The organism is Bradyrhizobium sp. 159 (assembly GCF_023073795.1).
In the GTDB taxonomy this organism is placed as follows: Bacteria; Pseudomonadota; Alphaproteobacteria; order Rhizobiales; family Xanthobacteraceae; genus Bradyrhizobium.
On the sequence record NZ_JADPKE010000114.1, the window covers coordinates 202,540 to 217,167 of the forward strand.

The window sequence follows — 14,628 nt, forward strand, 5'->3', positions numbered from 1 at the left end:
CGCCAGCCATGGCATTTCGGCAGGCGGCATCCGCGCCGACCCAGACTTGTCGCAAGGTCTTACGACACTATGGTAGCCACCGCAATCTGTCCCGGAGCCCTTTCACGATGCCCTTTCCGCATGCCTCGGAAGCCCTGTCGCGCTTCACCGTGCTCGATCTGACCCGGGTCCGCTCCGGGCCGACTTGCGTGCGGCAGCTCGCGGATTGGGGCGCCAATGTCATCAAGATCGACGCGCTGACTGAGGATGCCGGTGGCGAGCAGCCGGGCGGACCCCGGCGGGGTTCCGACTTCCAGAATTTGCACCGTAACAAACGGGCGATGACGCTGAACCTGAAAGACGAGCGCGGGCTCGCCGTGTTCAAGCGCCTTGCCGCGAAGGCCGACGTCGTGGTCGAGAATTTCCGCCCCGACGTGAAGAAGAAGCTCGGCATCGACTATGAGAGCCTCGCCGCGATCAACCCGCGCATCGTCTATGGCAGCATTTCCGGGTTCGGCCAGGACGGCCCCTATCACAAGCGGCCGGGCTTCGATCAGATCGCGCAGGGCATGGGCGGCCTGATGTCGATCACCGGCGCGCCGGGCGGAGGACCGATGCGGGTCGGCATTCCCGTCGCCGACCTCACGGCGGGCCTGTTCTGTGCCATGGGCATTCTCACCGCGCTGCTCGAGCGCGAGGTCTCCGGCAAGGGCCAGTGGGTGCAGACCTCGCTGCTCCAGGCTCAGATCTTCATGCTCGACTTCCAAGCCGCGCGCTGGCTGATGGAGAAGGACGTGGCCAAGCAGGCCGGCAACAATCACCCGACCAGCATCCCGACCGGCGTGTTCAGGACCTCGGACGGCTACATCAACATCGCGACCACGGGCGGGCGAATCTGGGAGCGCTGCGCCCAGGCGATCGGCGCGCCGGAGCTCGTCAGCAATCCCGACTACGCGACGGCCCCTGCGCGCTCCAGGAACCGCGACGCGCTCAACGCCGAGATCGAGAAGCGGACCGTGACAAAGTCGACCGAGACCTGGGTCCGTGAGCTCAACGATGCCGGCGTGCCCTGCGGGCCGATCTATGCCATCGACCAGATGTTCGAGGACGCGCAGGTCAAGCATCTTGGCATCGCGCAGGACGTGCCGAACGACGAGGACCGCCACATCCGCCTGGTCGGCCAGCCTGTGACGCTGTCGCGCACGCCGAGCAAGATGGTGGCGCGGCCGCCGGAATTCGGCGAGCAGACTGACGAGGTGCTGAGGGAGTTCGGCTTCGGTGGCGACGAGATTGCCAAGCTCAGGGACGCCAAGGTGGTGTGAACGTCACGCGCCGTGCCCAACGACAAAGCCCGGCACAAGGCCGCATTCTGCTTTACGACACAACAAAACTAATCCCCAACCTAATTCACTTTTCGTCGGGCAGCCGTTTGCCTTGCTGCCGCCAACCGACGCGGCCGAACAGACCGTCGATAACAGGCCAGAACAGCAGCACGACCGCCAGCGTCGTGATGGAGCCCACCAGGCCGTTGGACCAAAACACCTTCAAGGTCCCGCCGGAGCCGATCATGGACAGGCGGAAGGCATCCTCGGCGCGGTTGCCGAGCACGAGCGCCAGCGTGAACGGCGCCAGGGGAATGCCGATCTTCTTGAAGACGTAGCCGACGATTCCGAAGCCGAGCATCAGCCAGATGTCGAACATCGCATTCTGGATCGCATAGGCGCCGATCGCGCACGACACCACGATCATCGGCGCCACCGCGGCGAACGGCACGCGCAGGATCGAGGCGAAGATCGGCACCGTCGTCAGCACCAGCACGAGGCCGACGACGTTGCCGAGATACATCGAGGCGATCAGGCCCCAGACGAAATCCTTGTGCTCGACGAACAGCAGCGGGCCGGGATTGAGCCCCCACACCATCAACCCGCCGAGCAGGATGGCCGCGGTGCCGGATCCGGGAATGCCGAGCGCCAGCATCGGCAGCAGCGCCGAGGTGCCGGACGCATGCGCCGCTGTTTCAGGCGCGAACACGCCCTCGATGCGACCCTTGCCGAAACCCTCGGGATTCTTGGCGAAGCGCTTGGCGAGGTTGTAGCCCATGAAGGACGCCGCAATCGCGCCGCCGGGGGTAATGCCGAGCCAGCAGCCGATGAAGGACGAGCGCAGCAGCGTCACCCAATATTTGGGCAAGTCCTTCCAGACGCTGAGCACGACGCGGAGCGAGATGCTCGCCGCATGCCCGCGCAGCGCCAGCCGTTCCTCCATCGTCAGCAGGATCTCGCTGATGCCGAACAGGCCGATGACCGCGACCAGGAAGTTGATGCCGCGCAAAAGCTCGGCCGAGCCGAAGGTCATGCGCAGATTGCCCGAGACCGTATCCATGCCGACGCCGGCGAGCAGGAGACCCAGCGACATCGAGATGACGGTCTTGTGCTTGGCTTCGCGCCCGAGGCCGACGAAGGAGCAGAAGGTCAATAGATACACCGCAAAGAACTCGGGCGGGCCGAACTTCAGCGCAAAGGACGAGATCATCGGCGCGAGGAAGGTGATCAAGAGCACCGCGACCAGTGAGCCGATGAAGGAGGACGTGAACGCCGCGGTCAGCGCCTCCGCCGCCCTGCCCTGCTGCGCCATCGGATAGCCGTCGAAGGTGGTCGCGACCGACCAGGCCTCGCCGGGGATGTTGAACAGGATCGAGGTGATCGCGCCGCCGAACAGCGCGCCCCAATAGATGCAGGACAGCATCACGATCGCCGAGGTCGGATCCATCGTGAAGGTGAGCGGCAACAGGATCGCAACGCCGTTGGGGCCGCCGAGCCCCGGCAGCACGCCGACGAAGATGCCGAGCACCAGCCCGACCAGCATCAGCATGAGTGTCTTCCACGTCAGCAGGACCGCGAAGCCGTGAATCAGGAGACCAAACGCTTCCATCGCGATCCGCCCTAGCGCCCGAGGGCCGCTTCGAGCGGCCCTTTCGGCATGATGACGTCGAAGGCGATGTCGAAGGTGACGAACATGACCGCCGTGAACACGAAGGCGGTGAGCAGCGACTTCCACAGCGCGATCTTGCCGACGAAGCGCATGAAGCCGGAGATCAGGAGGAAGCTCGCGACATAGAGGCCGAGGAATTGGGTCACCAGGCAGAACAGCAGCGTCGGCACGAACACTGCCATCACGCGGCGGGCTTGCGCCCGCGTGACAAAGGTCTCGCGCGCCGCGCGGTGCGCGACGAGCGCGACGATCAGGCCGTAGAGGTTGCCGCCGCCGAGGATCACGCAGAGATAGAACGGGAAATAGCCGGGCTCGGGCCCTGTCGCATCCCAGGCCGCACCAGTGCGCCAATTGTCGTAGCCGAGCGTGACGGCAAGGGCCAGCAGCATGAGGCAGACGACGATCTCGATCGTGCCGGAGGAAACGACGGAGGGGGAGTCGTCCTCAGGCGCGGTCGGATCCTCGACGACGATTTCAAGATCGGTTTGGGACATTACTGTCACGGACGGAGTGCGTTCAATTTCCCCTCTCCCCGCTTGCGGGCAGAGGGTCGGTGAGGGGAGTCTCCGCGGAGGCAGTGAGAGTTACTCTCGCGGAGAGTCCCCCTCACCCGGATCGCGCCTTCGATGCAAATCCGACCTCTCCCCGCAAGCGGGGCGAGGTGACAAGCAGCTACTTCGCGACGAATCCGGCTTCCGTCATCAGCGCCTTGTTGATGGCATCGTCCTCCTCGAGGAACTGCACCATGTCCTTGCCGGTGAGGAAGATCGGCTTCAGGGCCTGCTTCTCCATATAATCCTTGTACTCGGCAGTCTGTGTCACCTTGTGGAAGAGATCGACATAGAACGCCTGCTGCTCCGGGGTGACCTTGCCGGGCAGGAACATCGCGCGCAGCATCAGGTACTGGACGTCGACGCCCTCCTCCTTGCAGGTCGGGATGTCGGCCCAGGACTGCGTCTCGGTCACCTTGGTGGTGTAGGCGATGCGCTCCTTGTCGAACACGCAGAGCGGACGCACCTGGCCCGCGCGCCAGACTTCGAGATTTTCGGAGGGGTTGTTGACATTGGCTTCGGTGTGGTTGCCGACCAACTGGGTCGCCGCCTCGCCGCCGGACTTGTAAGGCAAATAGGAGAATTTCGCGCCGGTCTTCTGCTCGAGAAAAACGGTCAGCACGTGATCCTCACGCTTGGAGCCGGTGCCGCCCATCTTGAACGGCGAGCTAGCCGCCTTCGCGGCTGCGACGAACTCCTTCAAAGTCTTGGGACCTGCGCTGTTGTCCCACAGCACGAATTGGTCGAGCGCGATGACTGAGACCGGGGTCAGCTCGCGCCAGTTGAAGGGGATCTTCGCCGACAGCGGCAGCATGTAGATCAGCGAATAGGCGATCAGCACCTTGTTCGGATCGCCCTCGCTGGACTTCATGTACATCAGCGCTTCCGCGCCCGATGCGCCGCCCTTGAGCGAGACGACCATCGGCTGCTTCATCAGATTGTTCTTCTGGATCGCAGCCTGCATCATCCGCGCCATTTGGTCGGAGGCGCCACCCGCGCCCGCCGCGACCACGATCTCGACTGGCTTAGCCGGTTCCCAGCCGGCGAAGGCCGGCGTGCTCAACAACAGCGCCGTCGCAGCGCCAACGGCCTTTACTGGAATTCGCACGAGTTTCATCCCCTGATGTTTTTTGTTGTAGTGCGGAAAAGTTCTATCCTTGCATTGTGCGGAGTAATACCGACGAGTTCAAGCAGGCGGGCAATTCAGCGCATATGACTTTCGACTGACGAAGCCGAAAGCTCATGAGACTTTACCTGCCCTTCCAGTTCGGCGTACGCTTGTTGAGGAAGGCGTCCATGCCCTCGCGGAAATCCTCGCTCATATAGGCCTTCAGGATAAGGTCCTCGCCCTCTTCGCGCGACAGCGTGCGGCGGATACGGCGCACCGCTTCCTTGGTCGCTTCCAGCGTCAGCGGCGCGTGGCTGGCGACGAGCTTCGCCGTCTCGTCGGCGCGGCGCTGCAACGTCTCGACGTCGGGCACGACCTCGTTGAGCAGGCCGAGCGCGAGGGCTTCCGGCGCCTCGACGAGGCGCGCCTTGAAGATCAAATCCTTGGTGCGGGCGGGACCAACCAGCGCGACGACGCGGCTGATGTTCGACATCGACAGGCAATTGCCGAGCGTGCGCGCGATCGGAAAGCCGATCCGCGTCGTCTCGGTGCCGATGCGGAGATCGCAGCAGGCCGCGATCCCGGCGCCGCCGCCGGTGCAAGCTCCCGCGATCGCAGCGATCACGGGCACGCGGCACTGCTCGAGCGTGCCGAGCACGCGGTCGATGCGGGCCTCGTAGTCGAGCGCGTCCTGCGCGGACTTGAAGGCGCGGAACTGCGAGATATCGGTACCGGAGGCAAACGCCTTGTCGCCCGCGCCGGTCAGGATCAAGGCCTTGATCGAACGATCGGCGTTGATCTTCTGGCAGATCTCCGCCATGCGGTCATACATGGCGAAGGTCATGGCGTTGCGTGCCTGCGGGCGGTTGAAGGTGATCCGCGCGATGCCGTCCTGGACGGAGTAGAGCAGGTCTTCGTTGGCAGTTGGTGCGTTCATCGCGCTCACTTCTTCTTCAGGTTGGATGGATCAAGCCACCTGGGCCTTTGCCATCGGCACCATTTCGCGCCCCTTCAGGACGTCCATGGCCGCCAGGACGCCGCCGCTCCGGTGCGGGATCTTTGCAAGATCGAGGCCCATCTCGACGCCGGCGAGCGTGCCCATCAGCATCAGATCGTTGAAATGGCCGATATGGCCGATGCGGAACACCTTGCCCTTGATCTTGTTCAGTCCGGTGCCGAGCGACATGTCGAAGTTCTCCAGCACCACCTTGCGGAAGGCGTCGGCGTCGTGTCCTTCCGGCACGCGAACGCCGGTCAGCGCCGGCGAATGCGCGACAGGGTCGGCGCACTGCGTCTCAAGGCCCCAAACCTTGACCGCGGCCCGCGTCGCCGCGCTGTGACGCTTGTGGCGGCTCCAGACGTTCTCCAGCCCCTCCTCTTCCAGCATCTTGACTGCTTCGCGCAGGCCGTAGAGCAGGTTGGTTGCCGGCGTATAGGGGAAGGTGCCGAGCTTGTTGAAGCTGATGACCTCCTGCCAGTCCCAGTAGGAGCGCATGCCGGCGTTGGCCTTCGCCACCGCGAGCGCTTTCTCCGAGACGGCGTTGAAGCCGAGCCCCGGCGGCAGCATCAGACCCTTCTGCGAGCCGGCGACGGAGACGTCGATGCCCCAGGCATCGTGCTCGTATTCCATCGAGCCGAGGCCGGAGATGGTGTCGACCATCAGCAGCGCCGGATGTTTTGTGCGGTCGAGAATCTTGCGCACGTCGAGCGGCGGCGTCGCGCAGCCGGTCGACGTCTCGTTGTGCACGACACAGACCGCCTTGATCGCGTGCTGCTTGTCAGCGGCAAGACGCTTCTCGATCTCGGCGAGATCGGCGCCATGACGCCAGTCGCTCGGAATGAAGTCGACGTCGAGCTTGAACTTGTCGGCGATGCCGCGCCACAGCACGGCGAACTGGCCGGTCTCGCACATCAAAACCTTGTCGCCGGGCGCGAACACGTTGACCATCGCCGCTTCCCAGGCGCCGGTGCCGGACGAGGGGAAGATGATCACGGGTTGCTGGGTGCGAAACACCCGCTGCATCGAGGCGAGGACCGCAAAACCGAGCTCGGCGAACTCCGGACCGCGATGGTCCAGGGTCGGCATGTCCATCGCGCGCAGCACCCGGTCGGGCACATTGGTCGGTCCTGGAATCTGTAAGAAATGCCTTCCAGTATGCACGGTCATCGGCGTCCTTCCCGGTCTAGCCTTGGTTGGTGGGCGCCGAATAGCACCATTTGACCGGCTTGTCCCCTCCTCCAAGAGGGTCCGTCCGTGCATAACGGGCCGACCTGCCCTCGGATACCATCCTCTTTCACCGCGACCACTTTACGTGCCGACGACCTTCAGATGCGGCGATGCATTGCCCTGCGGGCGCTGCTCCAAGAGCTTCATCGCGACTTCGACGCCGCCGGCGCGATGCGGCACGCCCGCAACCGACAAGCCCATCTCGACGCCGGTGAGCGCGCCGAGCAGCGTCAGGGCGTTGCATTCGCCGAGATGGCCGATGCGGAAGACCTTTCCGGCGACCTTCGACAGGCCGGAGCCGAGCGACATGTTGTAATTGTCGAGCACCACTTTCCGGAACTGGTCGGCATCATGTCCCGGCGGCATCAGCACGGCCGTGAGCACCGGCGAGTACTCGGCCGGCTCCTGGCAGAGGATCTCAAGGCCCCAGTGCTTGACGGCAGCGCGCGTCGCAGCAGCCATCCGCTGGTGGCGAGCGAACACGTTGTCGAGGCCCTCTTCGAGCAGCATCGCGATCGCCTCGCGCAGGCCGTAGAGCAGATTGGTCGCCGGCGTGTAGGGGAAGAAGCCTTTCGCGTTGGGCTTGAGCATCTCCTCCCAGTCGAAATAGGAGCGCGGCATCCTGTTGGTCTTTGACGCAGCACGGGCCTTTTCCGAGATCGCGTTGAAGCCGAGACCGGGCGGCAGCATAAATCCCTTCTGCGAGCAGCTGACGCTGACATCGACCTTCCACTCGTCGTGGCGGTAGTCGACCGAGCCGAGCGAGGAGATGGTGTCGACCATCAAGAGCGCCGGATGCGAGGCGCGATCGATCGCGGCGCGGATCTCGGCGATGCGGCTGGTCGCACCGGTCGATGTCTCGTTGTGCACGACCATGACGGCCTTGATCGCATGCGCGGTGTCATCGGTGAGCCTGGCCTCGATCACGGCGGGATCGGCGCCGCGGCGCCAGTCGCCCGGAACGAAATCGACGTCGATGCCGAAGCGCCCGGCCATCTGCCGCCACAGCGTGGCGAAATGGCCGGTCTCGACCATCAGCACCTTGTCGCCCGGCGACAGCGTGTTGACGATCGCGGCCTCCCAGGCGCCGGTCCCCGACGAGGGGAAGATCACGACGGGAGCTTTGGTCTGGAAAATCTTCTGACTGCCTTCAAGCACGCCCTGGCCGAGCTCGGCGAATTCAGCGCTGCGGTGGTCGATGACGGGCATGTCCATCGCGCGCAGCACGCGCTCGGGGACCGGGCTCGGGCCTGGAATCTGGAGGAAATGGCGTCCCTGATGCATGGAAACCTCCCGGTCGGCGGGCTCTCGACGGCCCCCGTCGGCTACTTTGCATTCATTCTTTGTCCTTTCAATCGAATTTTGGTATTCGATTGTGACCGTCGACGCGACGGAACAGGCAAACTACTGTGCTGCAAATGAAATCCACGATTCCCGACACCGGGGTTCCGATTACCCCGCCCAGCCTAAATGGCGGCGATCGCCAGGAGGCCTCGCTTCATGGCGAGATCCTGCTGCGGCTGCGCGATTACGTGGTCGAGGGCAACATTCCGGAAGGCGGTCGCGTTCCCGAGCGGCAGCTTTGCGAGATCCTCGGAATCTCCCGCACGCCCCTGCGCGAAGCCTTGAAAGTGCTCGCTGCCGAGGGGCTGATCGAACTTTTGCCCAACCGCGGCGCGCGGGTGCGCCAGCTCAGCCAGCGCGACCTCGAGGAGCTGTTCGACGTGATGGCAGGACTGGAGAGCCTCGCCGGGCGTCTCGCCTGCGAAGCCATTACCGACGCGGAGATCACCGCGATCGAGCAGCTGCATTACGAGATGTACGGCCGCTATCTGCATCGCGACATGCACGGCTATTTCCAGGCCAACCAGCGCATCCATGAGAGCATCGTCGCGGCCGCGCGCAACGAGACGCTGAAGGCGGCTTACGCCAACTTCGCCGGCCGGATCCGGCGCATCCGCTACTCCGCCAATTTCGCCCGCAAGCGGCAGCGCTGGGCGGAGGCCATGCGCGAGCACGAGGCCATTCTCGATGCGCTGCGCCGCCGCGCCGCGAGCGAGCTCAGCGACATCCTGTTCCAGCACCTGCGCAACAAGCGGGCGGCCGCGATCGAGCACTTGACCGAACCCCGAGAGGACGCGCCGGTCTCGTCCTGAAGACGGCCGGGTTGCTCATTTTGAATTCACAATATAATCGAACACGAAACATAGTGAATAACTCAGCAAGGCTGGGCCACCTCGCTGGATCGGTCCGGGATCAGGGATGACAAACGCTTCCTCGCTGGAACGGCGCCTGCGCGCGGAAATGACCGGGGACGTCCTGTTCGACGGTTTCAGCCGCGGCCGCTACGCGACCGACGCCTCGTTCTACCAGATCATGCCCGCCGGCGTGGTCGTGCCCAAGACCATGGATGAGGCCTTCCTATCGCTTGCCATTGCCCGGGACGAGGGACACAAGGTCACCCCGCGCGGCGGCGGCACCTCGCAATGCGGCCAAACCGTCAATGATGGGCTCGTGGTCGACCTCTCCAAGCATCTGAACCGGATCCTGTCGCTCGACGTCGAGAGTCGCACCTGCGTGGTCGAACCCGGCATCGTGCTGGACGATCTCAACCGCGCGCTTAGAAAGCATGGCCTGTGGTTTCCCGTGGACGTCTCCACAGCCTCCCGCGCCACCATCGGCGGCATGGCCGGCAACAATTCGTGCGGCGGCCGTAGCTTGCGCTATGGCACCATGCGCGACAACACGCTGTCGATGGAGGCCGCCCTTGCCGACGGCACGCTGAGCCACTTCGGCGAGGTCTCACGCGATCTCTCCGATGTCGAGGCCGGCGACAGCACACGGGCCCTGTTCCGCGACATGCTCGATCTCGGCGCGCGCGAAGCCGAGGAGATCGCGGCGCGGTTTCCCAAAGTGCAGCGCCGCGTCGGCGGCTATAATCTCGATGCGCTAGTGCCGCGCAACGCGCCGAACAACATGGCGCATCTGTTGGTGGGCTCGGAGGGCACCCTCGCCTTCACCACCAAGGTTGAGCTGAAGCTGTGGCCTGTGATCCGCAACAAGGCGCTCGGCGTCTGCCATTTCGGCAGTTTCTACGAAGCGATGGACGCGACCCAGCATCTGGTCAAGCTCAAGCCGATCGCGGTCGAACTGGTCGACCGCACCATGATCGCGCTCGGCCGCGACATCGCGATGTTCGCACCCGTCATCTCCGCAGCCATCAAGGGCGATCCGGATGCCGTGCTGGTAGTCGAGTTCGCCGAGGAAGACCAGGCGGATAACCTCATCCGCCTCAAGCAGCTCGGTGAGCTCATGGCTGATCTCGGCTTCGGCTGGAACAACGACAAGCGCAAATGGGGCGGAGTGGTCGAGATCACGGAGCCGGCACTCCAGAGCGGCATCGCCGATTTCCGCGCCGCCGGCCTCAACGTCATGATGTCGATGAAGCAGGAGGGCAAGCCGGTCTCCTTCGTCGAGGACTGCGCCGTGCCGCTGCCACACCTCGCCGACTACACCGCACGGCTGAACGAGGTGTTTGCCAAGCATGGCACCAGCGGCACTATGTATGCGCATGCATCCGAAGGCTGCCTGCATGTGCGGCCCGTGCTGAATCTCAAGTTGGAGAAGGACGTCAAGGCGATGCGCGCCATCGCCGAAGAGGCGTTTGCGCTGGTGCGCGAATACAAGGGCTCGCATTCCGGCGAGCATGGCGACGGCCTGGTGCGCTCCGAATTCCACGAGACCATGTTCGGTGAACGCCTCGTCGCCGACTTCAAGGACGTGAAGCAGCGCTTCGATCCCGACGGCGTTCTCAATCCCGGCAAGATCGTCGATGCGCCCAGGATGGACGACCGCTCGCTGTTCCGCTACCGGCCCGACTATCGGGTCGGCGAGCTGAAGACGAGGCTCGACTGGTCCGCCTATCCCGGCGCCGGCGGTGGTTTCCAGGGCGCGGTCGAGATGTGCAACAACAACGGCGCCTGCCGCAAGCTCGAGGGCGGCGTGATGTGCCCGTCCTACCGCGCGACGCGCAACGAGAAGGACGTCACGCGGGGCCGCGCCAATACGTTGCGGCTCGCGATCTCCGGCCAGCTCGGCCCCAATGCGCTCTCCTCCGACGAGATGATGGAAACGCTAAAACTCTGCGTCTCCTGCAAGGCCTGCCGCCACGAATGCCCGACCGGCATCGACATGGCCAAGATGAAGATCGAAGTGCTGGCCGCGCGCGCAGAGTCCCATGGCCTCACGTTGCGCGACCGCTTGGTCGGCTACCTCCCGCGCTATGCCGACCTTGCATCGCGTTTCGCGCCGCTGGCGAATTTGCGCAACAGCAGCCCGCTCTTGCGAAAGCTGTTCGAGCGCTTTGCCGGCATCAGCGCCCGCCGTGCCCTGCCCGCCTTCCGCAAGGATGTGTTCGTGCCGCCGGCTGACAGCGTGGGACCGGAGAGCGGCCGCGAAGTGGTTCTGTTCGCCGATACGTTCAACCGCATCTATGAGCGCGAAAATCTCGACGCAGCGCTGCGCGTACTCGTGGCCGGCGGCTATCGCGTGCATCTGCCGAAGCCGTCGAGCGGCAGTCGCGCGCCGTGCTGCGGCCGCACGTTCCTGTCAGCCGGCCTCGTCGACGAGGCCAAGGCCGAGCTCGATCGTCTCGTGGCCACCTTCGCGCCCTTCGCCGCCCGCGGCGTGCCGATCATAGGTCTAGAGCCGAGCTGCCTCTTGACGCTCCGCGATGAGCTAGCCTCGCTACGCAAGGACAACGACGCCAAGGCGGTCGGTGCCCACGCGCTGACCTTCGAGGAATTTCTGGTGCGCGAGGCCGAGGCCGGGCGGCTGCAACTGCCGCTCGGTAACCTGGCCGACAAAGCCATTGTGCACGGCCATTGCCACCAAAAATCCTTCGGCGCCTTCAAGCCGGTCGAGCAGGTGCTGCGCCTCGTCCCCGGCCTTGAGGTCGAGACCATCGAATCGAGCTGCTGCGGCATGGCCGGCGCGTTCGGCTACGGTGCCGACACTTACGATGCCTCGATCGGGATGGCCGAGCTGTCACTGCTGCCGGCCGTGCGGCGCGCGGACCAGACTACGCTGGTCGTCGCCGACGGCACCTCCTGCCGGCACCAGATCCACGACGGTGCCGGGCGCGAGGCCCTTCACGTCGCGCGGGTGCTGGCCATGAGCCTCGATCGCGCCGGACCCAATTCCAGTTCTCCAGCTACAAAGGAAACCAGCCATGGCTGACCTCACCCTCGACACCGCCCGCAAAATTCTCGACGCCGCCTTCGCGAAGGCCGGCGAGCTCAAGCTGAAGCCGCTGGTCGTCACCATCCTGGACGCGCGCGGCGTGCTCAAGCTCGCCGCCGCGCAAGACGGCACCAGCCTGATGCGCGGCGAGATCGCGCACGGCAAGGCCTATGGTGCGCTCGCGATGGGGATGGGTTCGCGCGCCTTATTCCAACGCGCGCAGGAGCAGGCCTTTTTTATCGACGCGGTGAACACGATCGCCAAGGGCGCGTTGGTGCCGGTCCCCGGCGGCGTGCTGATCATGGATGGCACGACGCTTTTCGGCGCCGTCGGTGTCTCCGGCGACACCTCCGACAATGACGAGGCCTGCGCGGTCGCGGGCATCCAGGCGGCGGGGTTGAAGGCGAATGCAGGCTAGGACTCACCAGCCGAATGACAAAAGAAGACAGCTAATCCGGATGCTGGTCGCTGATCCCTACCGATGCGATCCGAGAGACCGGCTGTGACGTTCTCGACGAGACGGTGGGGCTTGAGCATGGCTGTTCGCCGTCGCGCCTACAAGGCAGCTTCGACTGATCATGCTCAATGCCTGCCGCGACGACCTTTCGCCAAGACCATGAAACGGGCTATCGCCTCGCGCGATCGGACTGGAACGCATCCTCGCAGCTGGCTCTATCAACTTTCAACAAGCCGCTGGCACGAAGTTCGACGCTAAAGTTTAAGCTCGCGACCGTCGATGCGTTGGACGCGAAGGCCTGATCAGGCCGCGCTTGCCCGCTTGCCTCGTGGTCATGGTTTCAGGGCAGACGCAGTTGCCAAGGTGAAGATCGCATGTCGCTGGACATTGAAAAAAATGGGCGGAGCGAGCGGATTTAAACCTCCGCCCCCTGCGTCCCGAACGCAGTGGATATCTTCTAAGTTATTATCGAGCAAAATTTCCCGGACCGAAGCTCGTCACATCACGTGGAACTCGACGCCTTGAGCCAGCGGGAGCGTGCGACCGTAATTGATGGTGTTGGTCGCGCGCCGCATATAGGCTTTCCAAGCATCGGATCCGGATTCACGCCCCCCGCCGGTCTCCTTCTCGCCGCCGAATGCGCCGCCGATCTCCGCGCCGGACGGGCCGACATTGACGTTTGCGATCCCGCAATCGGAGCCGCGCGCCGACAGGAACGTTTCAGCTTCGCGCAGGTCGTTGGTGAAGATCGACGACGACAGCCCCTGCGGGACGGCGTTGTGCAACGCGAGCACGGAATCGAAATCGCGATACTTCATCACGTAGAGGATCGGCGCGAAGGTCTCCTGCTCGACGTGCCCCGTCTGCGCTGCCATCTCAACCAAAGCAGGGCGGACATAGTGAGCGTCGGGCGCGCCCTCGACAACGACCCGTTCGCCTCCATAGACCTTTTCATCAGCTGCCCTTGCAGCTTCGAGTGCGCTCTGCATCGCGCGATAGGCCCCTGCATCGATCAAGGGCCCCACCAGCGTGCCGCTCTCCAGCGGCGAGCCAATCGTCACGGATGCATAGGCCTGCTTCAGACGCGGCACGAAGCTCTCATACACGCTCTCGTGCACAAACAGGCGGCGCAGCGTCGTGCAGCGCTGCCCGGCGGTCCCCATTGCGGCAAAGGCAACGCCTCGCAGCGTCAAATCGAGGTCGGCGGTCGGCGCGACGATCGCCGCGTTATTTCCGCCGAGCTCTAGCAGCGCGCGGGCGAACCGTTTGGCGAGCCGCGGACCGACCGCGCGACCCATTGCCGTCGAGCCGGTCGCCGACACCAGGGGGACCTTCGAATGGTCAACGAGCGCCTCCCCAATCTCGCGGCCGCCGAAGAGCACCGCTGCAATCCCCTGCGGCGCGCCGCCGCCGGCTTCGTTGAAGCGCTTGAGCGCGCGCTCGAACAGAGCGTGCGTTGCAAGCGCGGTTAGCGGCGTCTTCTCCGACGGCTTCCAGACCAGGCTATTGCCGCACACCAAGGCCAGCGCAGCGTTCCAGGCCCAGACGGCGACGGGAAAGTTGAAAGCCGAGATGATGCCGGTGACGCCGAGCGGATGCCAGCTCTCCATCATGCGATGCTCGCCACGCTCGGTCGCGATCGTCAGGCCGTAGAGCTGGCGTGACAGCCCGACCGCGAAATCGCAGATGTCGATCATTTCCTGGACCTCGCCGAGGCCCTCGGAAGCGATCTTGCCGACCTCGATCGAGACCAGCCGGCCGAGAGCCTCCTTGTTGGCGCGCAGTTCCTCGCCGAACAGCCGCACCAGCTCTCCGCGCCTGGGGGGCGGCACGAGGCGCCACACCAGGAAAGCCGCGTGGGTCCTCTCGATCACGGAAGCGGCCTCGGCGGCGCCGATCTCGGTGACCCGCCCGATCATTCCGCCGGTGATCGGCGTGCGAACGACCAGCGTGCCTTCCGTATAGTCGGGACGGCGAACCCCGAGGCTTGTGAGGAGTCCGTCGACTTCGCCGGCAAGACCGGCGCTGCTGAAGGACTTAGGCGATGCTGATCTGGTGGACATGGCGGTTTTCC

11 protein-coding genes and 1 pseudogene are annotated in these 14,628 nt (G+C 64.6%); 5 read left to right on the plus strand and 7 right to left on the minus strand.

Translation table 11 applies throughout. The features are described 5' to 3' along the window. Nucleotides 1–107 precede the first annotated feature (107 nt). Nucleotides 108–1,301: a CoA transferase gene (locus IVA96_RS34105; protein ID WP_247334290.1), complete on the plus strand. Its 1,194-nt coding sequence runs from the start codon at nucleotides 108–110 to the stop codon at nucleotides 1,299–1,301. Nucleotides 1,302–1,386: 85 nt separating this feature from the next. Here the strand turns inward: IVA96_RS34105 and IVA96_RS34110 are convergent, their stop codons facing one another. The 6 genes from IVA96_RS34110 to IVA96_RS34135 form a co-directional block, all read right to left on the minus strand. After that, nucleotides 1,387–2,910, minus strand: a complete 1,524-nt coding sequence (locus IVA96_RS34110; protein ID WP_247422085.1) for a tripartite tricarboxylate transporter permease — start codon at nucleotides 2,908–2,910, stop codon at nucleotides 1,387–1,389. Nucleotides 2,911–2,921: 11 nt separating this feature from the next. Then, nucleotides 2,922–3,464, minus strand: a complete 543-nt coding sequence (locus IVA96_RS34115) for a tripartite tricarboxylate transporter TctB family protein (protein ID WP_247422087.1) — start codon at nucleotides 3,462–3,464, stop codon at nucleotides 2,922–2,924. Between the two features lie 178 nt (nucleotides 3,465–3,642). Next, nucleotides 3,643–4,629: a tripartite tricarboxylate transporter substrate-binding protein gene (locus IVA96_RS34120; protein WP_247422089.1), complete on the minus strand. Its 987-nt coding sequence runs from the start codon at nucleotides 4,627–4,629 to the stop codon at nucleotides 3,643–3,645. Between the two features lie 142 nt (nucleotides 4,630–4,771). Continuing rightward, on the minus strand, nucleotides 4,772–5,566 hold the full coding sequence (locus tag IVA96_RS34125) for an enoyl-CoA hydratase/isomerase family protein (protein ID WP_247334282.1): 795 nt from the start codon (nucleotides 5,564–5,566) through the stop codon (nucleotides 4,772–4,774). A gap of 30 nt (nucleotides 5,567–5,596) precedes the next feature. Then, nucleotides 5,597–6,796 (minus strand): aminotransferase class V-fold PLP-dependent enzyme, encoded by a 1,200-nt coding sequence (locus tag IVA96_RS34130; RefSeq protein WP_247422092.1) that lies wholly within the window; start codon nucleotides 6,794–6,796, stop codon nucleotides 5,597–5,599. A gap of 141 nt (nucleotides 6,797–6,937) precedes the next feature. Further along, nucleotides 6,938–8,140 carry an alanine--glyoxylate aminotransferase family protein gene (locus IVA96_RS34135; RefSeq protein ID WP_247422093.1) on the minus strand — a complete coding sequence of 401 codons (1,203 nt, stop codon included), beginning with the start codon at nucleotides 8,138–8,140 and terminating at the stop codon, nucleotides 6,938–6,940. A 134-nt stretch (nucleotides 8,141–8,274) separates the two neighbouring features. Between IVA96_RS34135 and IVA96_RS34140 the strand changes: the two genes are divergently transcribed. The 4 genes and pseudogenes from IVA96_RS34140 to IVA96_RS34155 form a co-directional block, all read left to right on the plus strand. Further along, entirely contained in the window at nucleotides 8,275–9,012 is a 738-nt protein-coding gene (locus IVA96_RS34140; RefSeq protein WP_247422095.1) for a GntR family transcriptional regulator, read from the plus strand. Between the two features lie 106 nt (nucleotides 9,013–9,118). Then, nucleotides 9,119–12,094 carry an FAD-binding and (Fe-S)-binding domain-containing protein gene (locus IVA96_RS34145; protein ID WP_247422096.1) on the plus strand — a complete coding sequence of 992 codons (2,976 nt, stop codon included), beginning with the start codon at nucleotides 9,119–9,121 and terminating at the stop codon, nucleotides 12,092–12,094. Beyond that, a complete protein-coding gene (locus tag IVA96_RS34150; RefSeq protein WP_247422097.1) occupies nucleotides 12,087–12,515 on the plus strand; it encodes a heme-binding protein in 429 nt (142 codons plus the stop codon). The genes IVA96_RS34145 and IVA96_RS34150 overlap by 8 nt, the downstream gene beginning before the upstream one ends. Nucleotides 12,516–12,565: 50 nt before the next feature. Beyond that, nucleotides 12,566–12,737, plus strand: a pseudogene (locus IVA96_RS34155) (caspase family protein); the annotation flags it as partial. A gap of 314 nt (nucleotides 12,738–13,051) precedes the next feature. On the opposite strand, the gene IVA96_RS34160 reads toward IVA96_RS34155, so the two are convergent. Next, nucleotides 13,052–14,617 (minus strand): aldehyde dehydrogenase family protein, encoded by a 1,566-nt coding sequence (locus tag IVA96_RS34160; RefSeq protein ID WP_247422098.1) that lies wholly within the window; start codon nucleotides 14,615–14,617, stop codon nucleotides 13,052–13,054. Nucleotides 14,618–14,628 lie beyond the last annotated feature (11 nt).